The 17,120-nt window shown below is 66.6% G+C and carries 10 protein-coding genes and 3 pseudogenes; 11 read left to right on the forward strand and 2 right to left on the reverse strand.

What is annotated here, in order from left to right:
* Positions 1–874 precede the first annotated feature (874 nt).
* Positions 875–1,351, reverse strand: coding sequence for a hypothetical protein (locus ACZ4NB_RS01895; RefSeq protein WP_364845508.1), 477 nt, complete (start codon positions 1,349–1,351; stop codon positions 875–877).
* Between the two features lie 1,299 nt (positions 1,352–2,650).
* Here ACZ4NB_RS01895 and ACZ4NB_RS01900 point away from each other — a divergent pair.
* A pseudogene (locus ACZ4NB_RS01900) lies at positions 2,651–2,842 on the forward strand (DUF6233 domain-containing protein); the annotation flags it as partial.
* Positions 2,843–2,898: 56 nt separating this feature from the next.
* Here ACZ4NB_RS01900 and ACZ4NB_RS01905 read toward each other — a convergent pair.
* A pseudogene (locus ACZ4NB_RS01905) lies at positions 2,899–3,668 on the reverse strand (transposase family protein).
* A gap of 474 nt (positions 3,669–4,142) precedes the next feature.
* On the opposite strand from ACZ4NB_RS01905, the gene ACZ4NB_RS01910 reads away from it, so the two are divergent.
* The 10 genes and pseudogenes from ACZ4NB_RS01910 (at position 4,143) to ACZ4NB_RS01955 (ending at position 16,995) form a co-directional block, all read left to right on the forward strand.
* Complete coding sequence (locus ACZ4NB_RS01910; protein WP_467657648.1) at positions 4,143–5,057, forward strand: tyrosine-type recombinase/integrase; 915 nt, start codon at positions 4,143–4,145, stop codon at positions 5,055–5,057.
* 815 nt (positions 5,058–5,872) lie between these two features.
* Positions 5,873–6,198, forward strand: a pseudogene (locus ACZ4NB_RS01915) (transposase family protein); the annotation flags it as partial.
* A 409-nt stretch (positions 6,199–6,607) separates the two neighbouring features.
* Positions 6,608–8,569 carry a 1-deoxy-D-xylulose-5-phosphate synthase gene (locus tag ACZ4NB_RS01920; protein ID WP_467657649.1) on the forward strand — a complete coding sequence of 654 codons (1,962 nt, stop codon included), beginning with the start codon at positions 6,608–6,610 and terminating at the stop codon, positions 8,567–8,569.
* A gap of 116 nt (positions 8,570–8,685) precedes the next feature.
* On the forward strand, positions 8,686–9,918 hold the full coding sequence (gene dxr / locus ACZ4NB_RS01925; RefSeq protein WP_467657650.1) for a 1-deoxy-D-xylulose-5-phosphate reductoisomerase: 1,233 nt from the start codon (positions 8,686–8,688) through the stop codon (positions 9,916–9,918).
* Position 9,919: 1 nt separating this feature from the next.
* The gene (gene ispG, locus ACZ4NB_RS01930) at positions 9,920–11,056 is read left to right on the forward strand and encodes a flavodoxin-dependent (E)-4-hydroxy-3-methylbut-2-enyl-diphosphate synthase (protein ID WP_467657652.1); all 1,137 of its coding nucleotides are present in this window, start codon (positions 9,920–9,922) and stop codon (positions 11,054–11,056) included.
* Positions 11,053–12,135: a polyprenyl synthetase family protein gene (locus ACZ4NB_RS01935; protein ID WP_467657653.1), complete on the forward strand. Its 1,083-nt coding sequence runs from the start codon at positions 11,053–11,055 to the stop codon at positions 12,133–12,135. The genes ispG and ACZ4NB_RS01935 overlap by 4 nt, the downstream gene beginning before the upstream one ends.
* Entirely contained in the window at positions 12,132–13,139 is a 1,008-nt protein-coding gene (locus ACZ4NB_RS01940; RefSeq protein ID WP_467657654.1) for a 4-hydroxy-3-methylbut-2-enyl diphosphate reductase, read from the forward strand. Before ACZ4NB_RS01935 ends, ACZ4NB_RS01940 begins: the two co-directional genes overlap by 4 nt.
* A gap of 26 nt (positions 13,140–13,165) precedes the next feature.
* A complete protein-coding gene (locus ACZ4NB_RS01945; protein ID WP_467657655.1) occupies positions 13,166–14,395 on the forward strand; it encodes a cytochrome P450 family protein in 1,230 nt (409 codons plus the stop codon).
* Positions 14,396–14,521: 126 nt separating this feature from the next.
* Positions 14,522–15,574, forward strand: a complete 1,053-nt coding sequence (locus tag ACZ4NB_RS01950) for a terpene synthase family protein (RefSeq protein ID WP_467657656.1) — start codon at positions 14,522–14,524, stop codon at positions 15,572–15,574.
* Positions 15,575–15,591: 17 nt separating this feature from the next.
* The gene (locus ACZ4NB_RS01955; protein WP_467657658.1) at positions 15,592–16,995 is read left to right on the forward strand and encodes a protoporphyrinogen/coproporphyrinogen oxidase; all 1,404 of its coding nucleotides are present in this window, start codon (positions 15,592–15,594) and stop codon (positions 16,993–16,995) included.
* Positions 16,996–17,120: the final 125 nt, after the last annotated feature.

Here is a 17,120-nt window from a genome sequence, read left to right on the forward strand (position 1 = left end):
TCACCTGATCCACGTGGGCGCCCTTTCGGGCCGGGTCACCAGGACCCGTATCCGGCGAGTTATGCGAGAGCGGGTGAAGGTCCCAATCTCCCGGTTTCCTCTGGCCTTTCGGCCCGCCGGCCTTCGCTTCTTGGATCTTCCTTCTCCCGCCGGGGACCTCAGCCTTCCTTGCGGTCGACCTACCAGGCCGTTGCCTGGACCCCGTCGGGGTTTCCACGTTCCGCACCAGTAAGACGCGACTGGGGTGGGCGCCCCCTCTACCCCGGGACCAGCGGTGTCCTCCCTCCGGGCTCAGTTACCCGAAGGTCGCTTGGCGCCTTTCAGCACCGGGTCCTGTGACCGCCGCCAACACGCCATCGACACGGTCTTAAAGTCACGAGGCATCATCAAGGGTTCACTTGCGTTCGCCCGTCCAGCCTTCCCCTCACCTGTTGCACCCCGATGGCCGGGACGCCCTTGGGCTTGAACGCTCCGCTTCACACCCCGCCGTTACCAGCGGCGCATGGGAGCGCGGGGACGGGCCTTGGACACTGGCCCGAAGTTCAGCCGATCGATACCTCCTTCACGTGGCTGTCCTTACTTACCTGGAGCGACTTCGTGTCGCACACTGAGTTCTTCAGATGGCCCGTGAGCGGTTGAGTTGGCCCGGCTGAGCATCCGAGGTGGTCCGCTGGGTAGCGGAGGCTGACTTGAAGATCAATGCGGGAGCCTCACTCGCTGAGTGTGGCAGCGCGCCCATCACTGTGCGGTGCCTGTCTGCATCGCCCAGTGATGAGCTACTTCGAGGAGGCCGATCAGCTCTGGAGGACGGCACCTCTAGCCGCTCCCGCATCCGTTGTGGGTACTGTCCCCGACAGGACGGGCTCGTCGTTTCCTACGGCGTGGTGAGGTTCAGCGTGTACGTGGGCTTACCGTCGACCCAGGTGTCGACGTCACCGCTCGACGACTGGCCTTTGACTTGCAGGTGCACAGTGAAGCGGTAGGTGCCAGGTCCCGCGTAGCGCAGCTCCTTTACATCCAACGGGACGCCGTCCTTGGACACGCTGAGTAGATACGACGACATCACGCTGCACTCGGGGAGCTCACTCCACGGAGAGAACGGGTTTGAGATGAAGCACCTCGCCGATGCCAGCCCCCACTGCAACTTCTCACCGTCAGAGAACGCGCACAACTCAACCTTTGAGCTCATCTGCTTCATACCGTCATACGTGCGGAAGTCCTCGATGGAACAGACTTTCGCCGCCCCCGGCACCGGCGCCGCGCTGGCCGTAGTGGCCGACGTCGATAGCGCACCGGCGACCAGCAACGAAGCGCCCAAGAGCATGGGAAGAGACGACTTTCGGACCGACATGAGGGATCCTCTCGCGGAGTCGACGAACACAAACGATGGGCCTGGACGCGCGCCACGACCGCCGGAAAGTCCACCCCCGGCGCGACAGCCTGCCCAGCAGCCCACCCTGTGAAGGGCCGCCGGCGACCGCGCGGCGGACGGGCAACGGGCGCCCGCAGGAACAACCTGTCCGCAGCCGCGTCCGCCCTCACTCGAACACCACCCGATGGCCGGAAGCCCACCAAGGCAGCGAAAAGATCGCCTCATCGCTTCCGTCCAGCACAAAGGCCAGGGGCCCGCGCAGCAGCCACCAGGCGTCACCCCCGTCCCGCGTTCCACCTGTCTGACGTCTTTTCCCCCTCAGCCAGCCCACCGGAGCAGCGGACCCCGGGCACCTGCCCCAGAGCCACGGCTCATTCCCCATCGCTCACCCGAGTGATTACCCCCCCGATCTCAGCCACGACGTAGCCAACACCGGGCGAAGGCGGCGTCCCTGGCGGTGTCGGCCCCCAGCCGGGCCAGGCACTGGGGCCGCTAACCCCACCATCGAGAGCACCCGAGCCTCCACAGGCGAGCGCTGACACCGTCCTGAGCGCGAGGATCGGAAACAGCTTCTCGCCCACGGCTGAACACGCACCGGCCAACTGCGACGCTCAGCTGGGCCAACTCAACCGCTCACGGGCCATCCGAAGAACTCAGTCACAAACAGGCCGCCCGCCCCCACCCGCACAGATGCGCCATGAATCGAACACGCGATGCAATAGCTGGTATGCGATGCCGTTCCTTCCCCGAGGACCTTCTCGCCGCGCATTGCGCCTGGGACCGTACGTACCGGGCCCTCGCCGATCCAGGGCGACGAGGGGGGACGACCGTGCTGCGGCGGCGTCAGCTGAAGCTGTCGGTGCAGGTGTGGTGGCACCCGCACTGGTCGTCGCGCGATGCAGGATGCGGCGAGCGGGTGGCTCTGCATGGATGGACGAGGCAGCTGGGTTCCGGAGACCGTAGATGGGCGGCAACGCCAAGCACCAGCCGCCGGCCGGAACCCGGTCGGCCGAGATCTCCCTGACCTTGCCTGACGGGCAGACCGTACGCGTGCGCCTTCATGAGAGGCATGAGACAGGGGGGCCGCACCCGTGGCGCTATCTCATCGGGGTGCCGTCCTGGGTGGCCACGCCAACTGGTATGGAGGCAGCGGAGTACAGGGTCTGGGTCACAGCCGACCCGCTCCAGCCGATCGAGGGGTGGACTTGATTTTCCGTTCCGACGCACCGGCTCCCGGCAGAACTCCCCCCGCCCACACCGTCGGGATGGGTAGTACGGCCAGATCCCGAGCGGCGGGCCGGAATGGTCGTGCACGACGCCGGCTGCCGGAAGACGGGCGGCGGGGGGACGGAGCTGGACGCGATGGAAGCGCTCGACGCGCTGATGCGACCAGGCGCGCGAGCCTGCCACGACTGCGACGCCGCCGCGGTACTCAAGCCCGCGCTGGAACTCGGAAAGGGGTACGGCTAAAGGGTGTTGCAGAAGGGTGGGTGTGGGCAGGCCGGAGTGGCGGCTGACCTGCTTGTTCATGCTGTGCGGGCGAGGTTGTGCATGGTGGCGACTGCCTGGACGGCGTGGTGGAGGCCGGCTCCTTTCTGGCGGCAGTCGCGGAGGATTTTCCAGTTCTTCATGCGGGCAAAGGTGTGCTCGACGCGGGCACGGACGCGTCGGTGTTCGGCGTTGTCTTCCTCCTGGGCCCGCAGCAGGGGGCGTTTGGCTCTCTTGCGGTGCGGGACGATGAGGCCGGTTCCCAGGTAAGCGCCGTCGGCCAGGGTGGGGTGCCTTCGCAGTGGGCGGGCAGGCCGGAGGACCGCCAGACGTGGGCGTCGGCTTTGTTGCCCGGGGCCGGACGGGCGGTGGCAACGACCAGCCGGGTGTCGGCATCGATGATGACCTGCACGTTTGCCGAGAAGCGGTAGTTGCGTGAGGAGGCGCCCACCGTCCGGTCGCGGACGGGGATGAGGGTGCCGTCCACGATCCACAACCGCTCGACGCCGGCGACCGGTCGTGGGGCCGGCTCCAGAGCGAGCAGAGGCCCGAGCCGCTTGATGACCCGGCAGACGGTGGCCGGGGAGATCCCGAAGAGCGGGGCGAGCTGCCGCATCGTGAGGTTGGTGCGGTAGTAGACGGCCACCAGCAGAACCCGGTCGGCCAGCGGCAGACACCACGGGCGACCGCCTCCGGGCCCATTGCCACCCCGCTCCCGCACCACCTTCAACAGGCCCTCAAAGCCACTCATCCGCAAGCCCGTGAACGTCTCCACCCACAACCGCTCAGCCCGCAACACCCCACCCATACAGGAAAAATGCCCAGCCGACCACGTTCTGCAACACCCTTTAGGTGCGCGTTCGCTGATCCGGGTGATACCAACCATGCCCTCAAGCAGTAGGGGCAGAGGTTCGTGAGAGGGGAGCCGCCAGCAGAGCCGCAGTCGGGCGGAGATCCCTTCGCAGGGCCCGTCCCGGCCAGCCGAGGCGGCCATCCCACACGAAACAGCCAAGCCGTCGGCAACCAAGAAGGCGGTGCCTTGGATATGGGCGGAGCACTACTTGCGCGCGGCATGGGGAGCTTCTTCACGAAATGCGCGTGCGGACGGCCTGCGAGATGCCCGCACAACTACACGGTCCGCTACCGGGATCTAGCGGGCCGACAATGCGAGGAAAGCGGGTATGCCACCCAGCAAACCGCCCGGGACCGTCTCGTCCACCTCTACACCACCAAATGCAACGCTCCCGCCGCCCTGCTCGAAGAGCGCCGCCGACTGGCGCGGATGACCTTCGCCGAATACGCGGAGTACTGGCGCACGAGGCAACGCCACCTCGTGGACTACTCCACGGGCCGAAAACACCGCTCCCACCTCACCGCACACCTCTATCCGGAACTCGGCGAACACCGGATGGAATCCATCAGCCCGATGATCATCGAGCGTTTCATCACCGGCATGGAACGCCGGAACATCCAGCCTGGTACACAGCGCAACGTCTATGGCCTCCTCCGGGCCGTCCTCCTGGACGCGGTCCGCAAAGGAGCCATCCCCACCGACCCCACCCTCGGCATCAAAACCCGCGATTACTTTCCCCCGCGATCCATCATCCCGACCGTCGAATACGCCACAGCCGCGGCCCGCACGGCGGATTTCCAGTTGGGCCTGATGATCACCATGATGCGCGGCTGCGGACTGCGCAACGGCGAGGCCCGCGCCGTCAACGTCAACGTCAACGTCAACGTCAACAACGTGATCTCCGACGACGTATACCGGGTAACCTGCCAGATCCACCACAACACCTACAGGCCCGCACCCCTAAAACACCGCCGGCCAGGAGAATTCCGCGACGTCCCTCTGCCGCGATCCGTAACGGAAGCCATCGAACGCTTTGAACAGCGACACGGCACGACGGACGAGGGCTACCTGCTGCGCGGACCGAACGGCTATTACACCTACCGGATAGAGAGCACGCGAGCAGCCAAACTGCACACCGTGCTGCCTCCGCCGGACGGCATGACCCTCTCCGGCTACCGCGACCTGTTCGCCTCCGTCTGCCTGGAACACGGCATCCCCATCACCGACGTCTCCGAGTGGCTGGGTCACCGCAAGATCGAGACGACCTACCGCGCCTACCGACACGTGATGCCCGGATCGCTCGCACGGGCCAGGCAAGCCCTGGACCACACCCCCGCAACCTGATACCCACCCACCCCACCGCATTCCGAACCCCGCCCCCCCCCGCAGGCCAGGGCACCGCCTCATCGACGGAATATCGGTGGCCTGCCATCACCTCGACACCGAAATACCCGCCGCTCCCCCACAACAGGGCAACCAGCGCCGACCAGAGCCCCTCCGGCAACGGCACCGCCACTACAAACGAGATCCACAGACGGACCGTCAGGAAAGTCAGCAAGAGGTCAGCATGAAGACTGCCGAAGCCGCCCACACGTGAGCACACCTGCACATTGGCGAATCCGCACACTCCCCTTCGCCACCTGCAAAAACGCCGGTCAGCGCGCCGTCTGCAAACTGACTGCAAATCGCAGTGCCAGTGGAAGCCGAAGAGGCACGGCAAGGAATCGTTGCAGGTCAGAGGGCATTTCGCGGTCAGTAAGTCAGCACAAAGTCAGCATCGGCGGCGCTACGCCGGGAAGCGGGCCGACTCCCGGGGTCATGCGGCACGCCGTGGTCCAGACCTCCGCAGCGTCCGGGGTGGAGACCTGATGCCAGTTGTCGCACCACACAGTACAACCGCCCTGCAATTGGCAATCCCCCGCCGGACGACTATCTGCCGGCCCCAAGGACGACCTCACCATCATCATCGGCGCCGAACTCGACGGCTCTCGTCGCTTCCGGGGCCCCCAAGCCCTGACGGCGATCCCGCCCGAACAGCAGCAGCGACGCAGCTGAACAGATGCGGCCCCAAACCGCAGGGGGCAGCTCTCCGCCACGGGTATCATCGCTCCCCAGCACGCGCCGCTCACATGCCGGCACGCCACCGCCCTGCTGATCGCCGACAGCACGGGGTCGTCGACGCGCTCACCACGGCCGGACTGAAGTGCTGGGCGGATAAGGCATAGCACAGAGCCGGCGGTCCCGTCCGAGTCCCGTTCCGGGGGCGTCCCCTCAAGCGATGGAAGCGACGCCACAACACAATCCACGCCGAGATCCGCTGCGTCGGCGAGAGGCCATGGCCACCCTCAAGGGCTGGCGACTACTCCGCAAATTCCGCTGCAGCACGACCCGGATCACGATCACCGTGAAGGCCGTCCTCGTCCTTCACACGCCTCAACATGAGGTTGGAAAGGGTTCCGTGTCAGGCCGTGAGACCGGTGTGTGATTTCGCTGCTCTGGAAGCATGGAAGGTACGGGGACCGGCGTTTTCGTGAGTCGGACTGCCATGGCCGCGAACACATGGTGGCCCCGATGTTTGAGGGTCGCGGGTTGTTCGCCAGCGCGGGCGTTCAACACGTTCAACACCTAGGTGGCCGAATCCTCTTGTGCACGGACTCGTTACGGCGGCGTACTGGTAGCACCACTAACGAGCGGTTTGGCACAGGGCACTTTGACGCGGTGCAGCGTGTGCGTCAAGTGCTGGTGGTGTGTGCCTTCACGGGTTTGAGAGCACTCGCAGTCTGAGCGTGGAAGAGGCACTGTGTGCATGTGTCTACTGCGCGCATCGGACGGGTGTCTGCCTCCGGTGAGCCGGTGTATGGCCCTGGGCTGCTCTCCTATGAAAGAGACCTGCGATGTCCACCATTACCGCGACACAATCAGATCAGTTGTTGCTGGACTCTGATATCAGCCCTGAGGCGATAAGGCGCCTTCCAGCGGGGTCAGTTCCACTGCTGGCCGCGCGGATGCGGGCCTTCCTGGTGGAGAAGGTATGCGCGGCCGGTGGGCATTTGGGGCCGAATCTGGGTGTGGTGGAGCTGAGCATCGCCTTGCACCGGGTGTTCAACTCCCCGCAGGACACGGTGCTGTTCGACATCGGTCACCAGGGCTATGTCCACAAGCTCCTGACCGGCCGGGCCGGGGGGTTCGACCGCCTGCGGCAGGCGGGCGGTCTGTCCGGCTACCTTTCCCAGGCCGAGTCCCCGCACGATGTGATCGAGAACTCCCATGCCTCCACCGTCTTGTCCTACGCCGACGGCCTGGCCAAGGCCCGCCATCTGGCGGGTGAGAGTGACCGTGCGGTGGTCGCCGTTGTCGGGGACGGTGCGTTGACGGGCGGGATGTGCTGGGAGGCGCTGAACAACCTCGGCGCCGCGCCTGAACGTCCGGTCGTCGTCGTCCTCAACGACAACATGCGCTCCTACGCCCCCACGATCGGCGCCCTCGCCGACCACCTCCAGCACCTGCGCGGCACCGGACCCGACAACATCGACTCGCTGGTTGATGCCGAGGAGGGCAACAACAAGCCACGAACGGGTGCTGGCCCTGACTCAGGCGGCGGGACAGATCACCTGAGTACCGGTGGCCACCATGGCGGAGATGACGCCGCGCTGCCCGGGCCGCTGCCGGTGGCCCGGAATCTGTTCCGCCTGCTCGGTTTCGCCTATCTCGGCCCGGTCGACGGCCACCACCTGCCGTCGCTGGAAGAGGCCCTGTCGATGGCGCGGGATCTGCGCCGTCCGGTGGTGGTGCATGCGGTGACGGTCAAGGGCCGTGGCTACGCCCCGGCCGAGGGCGATGCGGCGGACTGTATGCATGCGGTCGGTGTCCTGGACCCCGCCACCGGCCGGCCGCCTACGGGCGTCGGCGCGCCGTCGTGGACAAGTGTGTTCGCCGACGAGCTGTGCGGGCTGGGCGAACGGCACGAGGACCTGGTGGCGATCACTGCGGCGATGCCGGGACCGACTGGCTTGGCCCGCTTCGGCGAGCGGTTCCCGCACCGCCTGTTCGATGTCGGGATCGCCGAGCAGCATGCGGTGACGTCTGCCGCGGGCCTGGCTCTGGGCGGCCTGCATCCGGTCGTGGCGGTCTATGCCACGTTCCTGGGCCGTGCTTTCGACCAGGTGCTGATGGATGTGGCGCTGCACCGGCTGCCGGTGACGTTCGTCCTGGACCGGGCGGGGGTGACGGGTCCTGATGGGCCGTCGCATCACGGGATGTGGGACCTGACGCTGCTGGGTGCGGTGCCTGGGATGCGGGTCGGGGTTCCCCGGGACGCCACCCGGCTACGGGAGCTCCTGGGCGAAGCCGTCGCTCACACCGATGGGCCGACCGCGTTGCGCTTCCCCAAAGCCTCCGTTTCCGCGGACATCGCGGCCCTGGAACGCCACGGGCCCCTGGAGGTCCTCCACCGATCCACGGCGCGGGATGTGCTGCTGGTGGCCGTGGGCCCATTGGCCGGGCCGGCGGTGGAAGCCGCGCGCTACCTGCAGGAGCAAGGGGTCGGGGTGAGTGTGGTGGACCCGCGCTGGGTGCTGCCCGTACCACCCGAACTCACCGAACTCGCCGTGCGCCACCGGCTGGTGGTGACGGTGGAGGACAACACCCGATCCGGCGGTGTGGGCACGGCCGTGGCGCGCGCGGTGGCCGATGCGGGCTCCCGAGTGCCGGTGCGGGTGCTCGGATTGCCGGGACGGTTTCTCTCTCACGGCACCCGCTCCGACATCCTGGCCGCCGCCGGGCTCACCGCGCAGGGCATCGCCTACTCCGTCCTGCGCGCCCGCGCCGACCGCCCCCACCATGAAGTGGGGCAGTAATGGCCGCCCAGCCAGTTCTTCCACACCCGCCCGGCCGCTCCGCCCGGCCACCGCTGCGCCAGGGCGGCACCCTGACAACGACCGGGACGCCGACCGCGGTCGGTGGGGATGGTGGTGTGCGGTCGGTGGTGGTCCTGGGATCGACAGGCTCGGTCGGATCACAGGCACTCGACGTCATCACGGCGTATCCGGACCGCTTCCGGGCGGTCGGCCTGGCTGCGGGCGGTGGACGCCCCGATGTGCTGGCCCGTCAGGCCCTGCGCACCGGGGCCAAGGTAGTGGCCGTCACCGACCCCGGCGCTGTCGGGGACGTCACCGCCGCGCTCGCCGCACTGGTGCGGGAGACCGGTAGGCCCCGCCACCCGCTGCCCATGGTGCTGGCCGGTCCGGAAGGGCTGGCGGTGGCCGCCGCCTGGTCGTGCGACATCCTGCTCAACGCCCTCCCCGGTGCCGCGGGCCTGCCGGCCACGCTGACCGCTCTGGAAGCCGGGCGGTGTGTGGCGCTGGCGAACAAGGAATCCCTGGTCACCGGGGGCGAGTTGATCCGGCGGGTGGCGGGGCCGGGGCAGATCGTGCCAGTGGACTCCGAACACAGCGCGATCATGCAGTGCCTTCCCGGATGGGCCTACGCCTGCCCCGTGCCCGGCCTCCAGCGCCTGGTCCTGACCTGCAGCGGCGGCCCCTTCCGCAACCACACCCCCACGCAGTTGGCTGCCATCACCCCGGCGCAGGCCCTGGAGCACCCGACCTGGCGGATGGGCCCCCTGGTCACCGTGAACTCGGCGACCCTGGTCAACAAGGGCTTGGAGATCATCGAGGCCCAGATGCTGTTCGGCATCGGCTACGACCGCATCACGGCCGTCATACACCCGCAGTCCGCCATACATTCGATGGCCGAGTACGCCGACGGCTCCACCCTCGCCCAGGCGGCCCCGCCGAACATGCGCCTGCCCATCGCCGCCGCCCTGGCCTGGCCCCACCGGCCGCCCCCCGCCGTCATCCCGCCCCTGGACTGGACCCGGGCGCACACCTGGGCCTTCGAGCCCGTCGACGAGGCGCGGTTCCCCGCCATCGCCCTGGCCCGCCACGCAGGCCGCCTCGGCGGCAGTGCCCCGGCCGTGTTCAACGCCGCCAACGAAGAGGCAGTCGCCGCGTTCCTCAACGACATCGTCCCCTTCCCCGCCATCACCCAGGCCATCGAACACGCCCTCGACCACCACATCCCGGTCCCCGACCACGAGCTCTCCCTCGACGCCATCCGCGCCGCCGACACCTGGGCCCGCCGGCACACCCACGAACACCTCCACCACCCCATCCCCAGCCCCGCATACCAGGCGCAGGAGGTCTGACATGCCCGCCATCGATCTCGGCCTCCCCGCCCCGCCCCCCACTGCTCCGGTGCGCCGCCGCACCCGGCGAATCCATGTCGGCGATGTCCCAGTCGGCGGCGGCGCACCGGTATCCGTCCAGACCATGACCACCACCAACACCGCTGACGTGGACGCCACGTTGCAGCAGATCGCCGAGATCACTGCCGCGGGCTGTGACATCGTCCGCGTCGCCGTGCCCTCCCAGGATGACGCCGAAGCTCTGCCTGCCATCGTCGAGAAGTCGAAGCTCCCGGTGATCGCGGACATCCACTTCCAGCCCCGTTACGTCTTCGCCGCCATCGACGCCGGCTGCGCCGCGGTACGGGTCAACCCCGGCAACATCAAACGGTTCGACGACAAGATCAAGGAGATCGCCGCCGCGGCGGCCGCGGCCGGTGTGCCGATCCGCGTCGGGGTCAACGCCGGCTCCCTGGACCCCCGTCTGCTGGCCAAGTACGGCGGTGCCACGCCGCAGGCACTGGCGGAATCCGCTCTGTGGGAGTGCTCACTGTTCGAGGAACACGACTTCACCGATATCAAGATCGCGGTCAAACACCATGACCCGCTGACGATGATCGCCGCGAACCGTCTCCTCGCCGAACGCTGTGACTACCCCCTCCACCTCGGCGTCACCGAAGCCGGCCCCGCTTTCCAGGGCGCCATCAAGTCCGCCGTTGCCTTCGGGATCCTCCTGGGCGAAGGGATCGGGGACACCATCCGTGTTTCCCTCTCCGCACCCCCTGTCGAGCAGATCAAGGCCGGCAACCACATCCTCCAGTCCCTGGGACTGCGCCCGCGCAAGCTGGAGATCGTCTCCTGCCCCGGCTGCGGCCGCCTCCAAGTCGACATCCACCGCCTCGCCAACCGGGTCGAAGCCGCCTTCGACGGTTTCCCCCACCCGCTACGGGTCGCGGTGATGGGCTGCGTCGTCAACGGGCCCGGCGAATCCCGCGAAGCCGACCTCGGCGTGTCTTGCGGCAACGGCAAGGGCCAGATCTTCGTGCGCGGGCAGGTCGTCAAGACCGTTCCCGAGCACCAGGTAGTCGACACCCTGATCGACGAAGCCCTGCGCCTGACGGAAGAGAACCACCCCGCACCGGGAGGCGGAGGCTCATGACAATCTCGTCCCTGACCACCCCGCCCATCGACCTGGCCGCTGTACCCACCCAAGTTGACGGTGTGCTACGCGAGTTCCTCGAATCCAAGGCCCGAGTCGCCGAGCAAATGCGCTTGCCCACCGACCTCCCCTGGACCCTGCAGGAATTCCTGGACGCGGGCGGGAAACGGCTGCGCCCCATGCTGTGTGTGATCGGCTGGCACACGGGCGGCGGCCACGGCGACCTCACGCCCATCGTCCGGACGGCGGCGGCGCTGGAGATGTTCCACGCCTTCTGCCTCATCCACGACGACATCATGGACCGCACCCCGACTCGCCGTGGACGGCCCACCGTCCACCACGCTCTCGCCGCCTGCCACCCCGGCAGGCGAGGCCACGACGCGGCATGGTGGGGCACCAGCGGCGCGATCCTGGCCGGCGACATGGCCATGGCCTGGTCCGACGAACTCCTGCACAGTGCGGGCCACCCGCCCGCCCGGCTCACCGCCGCACGACGCGTGATTGATGCGATGCGCGAGGAAGTCATCTACGGCCAGTACCTGGACCTCACGGCTCCCCTGGGGCCCATGGATGATGTGGCCGCAGCCCTACGCGTGATCCGATACAAGACCGCGAAATACACCATCGAGCGACCCCTGCACACCGGAGCCGTCCTCGCCGGAGCCGAACCCGCCCTCCACGAGGCCCTGACCGCCTTCGCGCTGCCGCTGGGTGAAGCCTTCCAGCTCCGCGACGACCTCCTGGGCGTGTACGGCAACCCGAACCAGACCGGCAAACCCGTCCTGGACGACCTGCGTGAAGGCAAGCACACCGTCCTGCTCGCTCTCGCCACCCAGCACGCGACCCCCGCCCAACGACGGTACCTACACCAAATGGTGGGCGATCCGGGCCTGACCGAGGACGGCGCGGCACACATCCGGGACGTCCTCGACGCCAACGGAGCCCGCGCCGCCGTGGAGAACATGATCACCACCCGCTACGGACAAGCCCTCACCGCACTGAGGAGCATCCCTTGCCCGCCCGCCGCGGCCGATGCCTTGCGGCAGGTCGCGGCACTCGCCACGGAGCGTGCGTCATGAACCGCCGACGCGTCCTGCTGGCGGCTCCACGCGGCTGCTGCGCCGGCGTGGACCGCGCCATCGCCACCGTGGAAAAAGCCCTCGAACTGCACGGGCCGCCGGTGTACGTACGCCACGAAATCGTCCACAACCAGTACGTCATCAAGATCCTGGAGCAGAAGGGCGCGGTCTTCGTAGAGGAGACCGCCGAGGTACCCGAGGGCAGTGTGGTGATCTTCTCCGCCCACGGGGTCGCGCCCACCGTCCATCAGGAAGCCGCCCGGAGGCAACTCACCGTCATCGACGCCACCTGCCCCCTGGTCACCAAAGTCCACAAGGAAGCCGTCCGCTTCGCCCGCGAGGGCTACGAGATCCTCCTCATCGGCCACGAAGGCCACGAAGAAGTCATCGGCACCAGCGGCGAAGCACCCGACCACATCCAGGTCGTCGACGGCCTGGACGACGTGCAGAACGTCAAGGTCCGGAACCCGGACAAGGTTGTCTGGCTCTCTCAGACCACACTGTCGGTCGACGAGACCATGAAAACCGTGGACGCCCTGAGGGAGAAATTTCCCCGGCTGATCTCCCCGTCCAGCGACGACATTTGTTACGCCACTCAGAACCGCCAGCTTGCAGTCAAACAGATGGCAGCCATGGCAGAGCTGGTGATCGTCGTGGGCTCCGCCCACTCCTCCAACTCCGCGCGACTCGTCGAAGTCGCCCGGAATGCCGGCGCTCCCAGCGCCCACCTCGTCGACCACGCCGAACAGATCGACGCGGCCTGGCTCAGAGGAGTCACTACGGTCGGTGTCACCTCCGGTGCCTCCGTGCCCGAGATCCTCGTCGACGCGGTCTTGCGACGACTGGCTTCCTGTGGATACGGCGACGTCGCGACCGTCACCGTCACCGAAGAACACCAACGCTTCGCCCTGCCCCGGGAACTGACCTCACTCGAGATGCCCGAGTGGCCATCTGAGCGGTGTTCCACGGAGAGAAAGCGACTGTTCGCCCCAGAGAAGCAATGAACGTTCTGAGTGATTCGGGAGGTGGCATGAAGAGGGAGCCTGATTCGAATGCGCCTGAACCCAATGTCAAGCCGTTCTCCACGACGGCGAAACAATGCCCCCATGCGTTGTACGCATCGATGCGTCATGCAGCACCGGCGCACTTGATCACGACACCGCAGGGCTCAGATGCCATTCTCGTCGTCGGATACGACGAAGCCGTTGCTGCGCTCACCGACACGAGGTCGAGCCGGGTTGGCCACCAAGAGAACGGAACGGCGGTGGGCTGGGGAACCACCGCAGGGCATGTGAGGAGCATGGTTGAACGCCATATGCTCAACAGTGATCCCCCTGAACACACACGGCTTCGACGACTGGTGTCCTCGGCATTCAGCGCGCGGCAGGTGACCAGCATGCGGCGGAAGATGGAAAACGTCGCAGACCGTCTCGTGGACCAGATTGTCGCCGCAGGCCGGGCCGATCTGATCGCCGACTATTCCGTCCCCTTCGCCGTCACCGTCATTAGCGATCTCGTCGGGCTGGATCCAGCATGCCGCACGGAATTCTTCCGCTGGATGGATCACTGCGCCACGCCGGACCCGGAGGAACGGCCGCAGGTCGGTCACGCACTGGAGAAAATCTACGATCTCCTGCGCGAACTGGTCGCGGTGAAACGCGCCGCTCCGGCGAACGATCTGATCAGTCACCTCGTTGCCGCCTGTGACGAACAGGAGCAACTCACCGACGCGGAGATCATCGCAACGGCCTTCCTCATCCTGCTCACGGGCTACGAGGCCCCAGTGCATCTCATCGGAAACGGAGTGCTGTCGCTGCTCCGCCACCCCGGCCAGATGGAGAAAGTCCGCAGTGACCACACTCTCGTCGCGGCCCTCGTCGAGGAGACCCTGCGGTTCGAAGGACCTGTGGAGACCGCGCCGACCCTGTACACCACCGAGGAAACGAAAATCGGAGACATGGCCATAGGTGCCAGACAGGCAATCCTCGTATCCCTGGCGGCGGCAAACCGCGACCAACGAAAATTTCCAGACCCTGACGCGTTCGACATTGAGCGAGATGCCACCGGCCACTTGACCTTTGGCCGTGGAATTCACTACTGCCTAGGGGCACACTACTCCCGGCTCTTCGGCGAGGTCGGCTTCAATGCACTGTTCAGGGGCACTGGTGAGATCCGAGGAGACTTCCGCGAGAGTGACCTCCACTGGAGAAATGGCGTAATAATCCGCGGGCTGCGATCCCTGCCGGTGAAGGTGAATTAGGGGCGCACCGTAACCGTCACCCCTCCATGCCTGAACGACGTGCACGAGGCAGCGAGAAAGGAGTTCCCTCGACGGCAGCGAAGGTGGCATAAGAATTGCCACTCGCCTTGCGAGGAGTTAATGAGGATGTCGGAGTCGAACGATCAAAGAAATCAAGACAGGGGTTGGTTCGACGGTATGCGCGAGATAAATCATCCCGAACTACACCTGCCCTTCCCGGCGGGACGCAACCCTCACGCCGACCGGCTGGGTTCCTACCTCACGCAGTGGGTTACAGAGCTCGGTCTGATAGAAGAACCGGAAGCGGTCGAGCGGTTTACTTCCGCCCGGTACGACGAACTTCTGGCCAGGGTCTACCCGTTGGCGAACTCGGCAGACCTGGAACTGATCGCCGAACTCATCATCTGGATGTACCTCTTCGATGACCAGTTCGACGTCGGGCGTCTCGGGCGGGACCCCGTACGCGCCAAGGCCATCGCGACCGAGGTAGCCGCTGTGGTCCACGGCGCTGGCGTACCACAGGGCTCCGGGCCATTGCTGTTCGCACTGGAGTCGATCATGAATCGTATCCTCGCCGCACGGGAACGACTGTGGCCGCAGATCGCCGACAACCTGACGGTCTTCGCCACCGCCGTTGCGCGTGAGGTGCACCAGCGCACCCTGGAACACTTCCCATCGCTCACGGAGTACACGGAGCAGCGCCTGGAGACCTTCGCCTGGGGAGCGGTCATCGACCTTGTGGAGCTCGAACAGGGCGGGGGCCTTGTTCCCGACCGTGTTCGCGCCGCACCCGAATACCGCGAACTGGTGCGCACAGCAGGGCTGGTCATGTGCGTAATGAATGACCTGATCAGTCTCAGCAAGGAAGTCGCCGGCAAGGAGAAACACAACCTGGTTCTGCTCATGGCGCAGAATGCGAACCAGGGCCTGCAGCAGGCCGTCACTGCCGCGGAGAAGCTCTTCGCGCATCGCGTGGCGGAATACCTCAGCCACGCGGCCCGTCTTCCTGATATGTACCAACGGCTCGATGTGGCCGCGGAAGAGCGCGCGGTGGTGGACGGATGCAGATCCGGCATCGAGTACATGATGCGGGGTGAGCTCGACTGGTCCCTTGCCACCATCCGGTACCGCGTAGCAACACAGGCCACGAACCACCGGTATGGGACACGCACCCACTGAAGGAGAAAGGCCGAGCAATGGAAACCTCCAACAGGCCCACCGAGCTGGCGGGCAAGCAACGGCGAGTCGTCGTCGTGGGCGCCGGAATCGCCGGATTGGCCGCTGCCTTCCGACTGCAGGAAGCGGGCTTCTCGGTATCCGTGCTGGAACGCGATCAGCACGTGGGAGGGCGCATGCGCACCCTCACTCACGACGGCTACCAGCTGGACTTGGGCGCCATGTGGCTGTCCTACAACTATCGTGAAATGGTCAACCTTCTGGCCGACGCCGGGCTTCAAAAGGAGATGCGTGCCAGCAGCGACGTCGTAGGCATCGTGCGCGATGGGAAAGTCCACCAGTTCCGCTGCCACCGCCGGACCGACCTCCTGCGCACCGGCCTGCTGAGCTGGCGGGCCAAGCTCGCCGCGCTCAACCTCCTCAAAGACGCCCACCGAATCGCCGGCTCCATCCGCTTCGACGACATGTCGGGTGGCGCGGCCTTCGATGACCGGAGCGTGGAGGACTACTGTTCGCAAAGGCTCAGCGAAGAGGTGACGGACTATCTGATCCGCCCGCTGTGCTCAGCCTTCTACTACGCCCCCGCAAACGAACTGTCGGTCATGGGCGCATTCATCGCCGCACAAGTACTGATCGGGAAGCGGTGCTTCAACTTCGACGGGGGCATCGATGTCCTGCCGCGACGGCTGGCCGAGCAGGTCCCTGTCCGGTTGGGCGCCCAGGTGACCAGCGTGGAAGAGAGGTCCGGTGGTGTTCGCGTCCGCTGGCAGGAAGGGACAGCGCCCCCTCAGGTGGAAGAAGCCGAGGCGTGCGTGGTCGCCGTACCCGCACCACAGGTCCCCGGCATCGTTCCCGGGCTGTCGGCCACGCAGCGCGCTTACCTGTCCCAACAACGCTACGCACCCGACCTCGGAGTCCACTTCGGACTCGACAGCCCTCCGCCGGTCGACTACCTGGCAGCGTTCTGCCCACCGCGCGAGAACCCCGACCTCAACTACGTCACGATCGACCACATCCGTGCGCCCGGCCGGGTGCCCGCCGGCAAGGGCCTGATCTCCCTTCGCTTCCATCCCCACTGGAGTCATCTGCACCGGGACAGCAAAGACCAAGAGGTCACCGCCGCGGCTCTCGACGTACTCGGCAGGTCCATCCCCGATCTGGCCAAACACATCACCGCCCACCAGACCACCAGCCTGGTGCACTACCACCCGTTGGCCGGCCTTGTCCGGCCAGCAGGCGGCTACCAGGAACTGCAGCAGTTCATCCGTTGCCTCGCTCCCCAAGCGCGCGTCCAGCTGGCCGGCGACTACTTCTCGTTCAGCACAACAAACTCAGCGCTGGCTTCCGGCGAACGCGCCGCAGAGCGCGTCAAGGCAGCGCTCCAGACAAGCCCCGTCACTCGAAGGAACAGCATCGCGAGCTGATCCGGAGGCGTGCTGTGCGACCGCGTCGTGCCATCCCTCAAGGATGACGGATGGCACCCGCGAAATGGCGTTTCCCCCGAGTCTTGGACGCTCGGTGCAAGTGGATCACGGGGTCTGAGAACAGC

The organism is Streptomyces sp. NPDC026575 (assembly GCF_055567415.1).

Coding starts and splice junctions, on each gene's coding strand:
- ACZ4NB_RS01895 (WP_364845508.1), bottom strand. CDS start 1,351: ATGTCGGTCCGAAAGTCGTCTCTTCCCATGCTCTTGGGCGCTTCGTTG.
- ACZ4NB_RS01910 (WP_467657648.1), top strand. CDS start 4,143: ATGACCTTCGCCGAATACGCGGAGTACTGGCGCACGAGGCAACGCCAC.
- ACZ4NB_RS01920 (WP_467657649.1), top strand. CDS start 6,608: ATGTCCACCATTACCGCGACACAATCAGATCAGTTGTTGCTGGACTCT.
- ispG (WP_467657652.1), top strand. CDS start 9,920: ATGCCCGCCATCGATCTCGGCCTCCCCGCCCCGCCCCCCACTGCTCCG.
- ACZ4NB_RS01935 (WP_467657653.1), top strand. CDS start 11,053: ATGACAATCTCGTCCCTGACCACCCCGCCCATCGACCTGGCCGCTGTA.
- ACZ4NB_RS01940 (WP_467657654.1), top strand. CDS start 12,132: ATGAACCGCCGACGCGTCCTGCTGGCGGCTCCACGCGGCTGCTGCGCC.
- ACZ4NB_RS01945 (WP_467657655.1), top strand. CDS start 13,166: ATGAAGAGGGAGCCTGATTCGAATGCGCCTGAACCCAATGTCAAGCCG.
- ACZ4NB_RS01950 (WP_467657656.1), top strand. CDS start 14,522: ATGTCGGAGTCGAACGATCAAAGAAATCAAGACAGGGGTTGGTTCGAC.
- ACZ4NB_RS01955 (WP_467657658.1), top strand. CDS start 15,592: ATGGAAACCTCCAACAGGCCCACCGAGCTGGCGGGCAAGCAACGGCGA.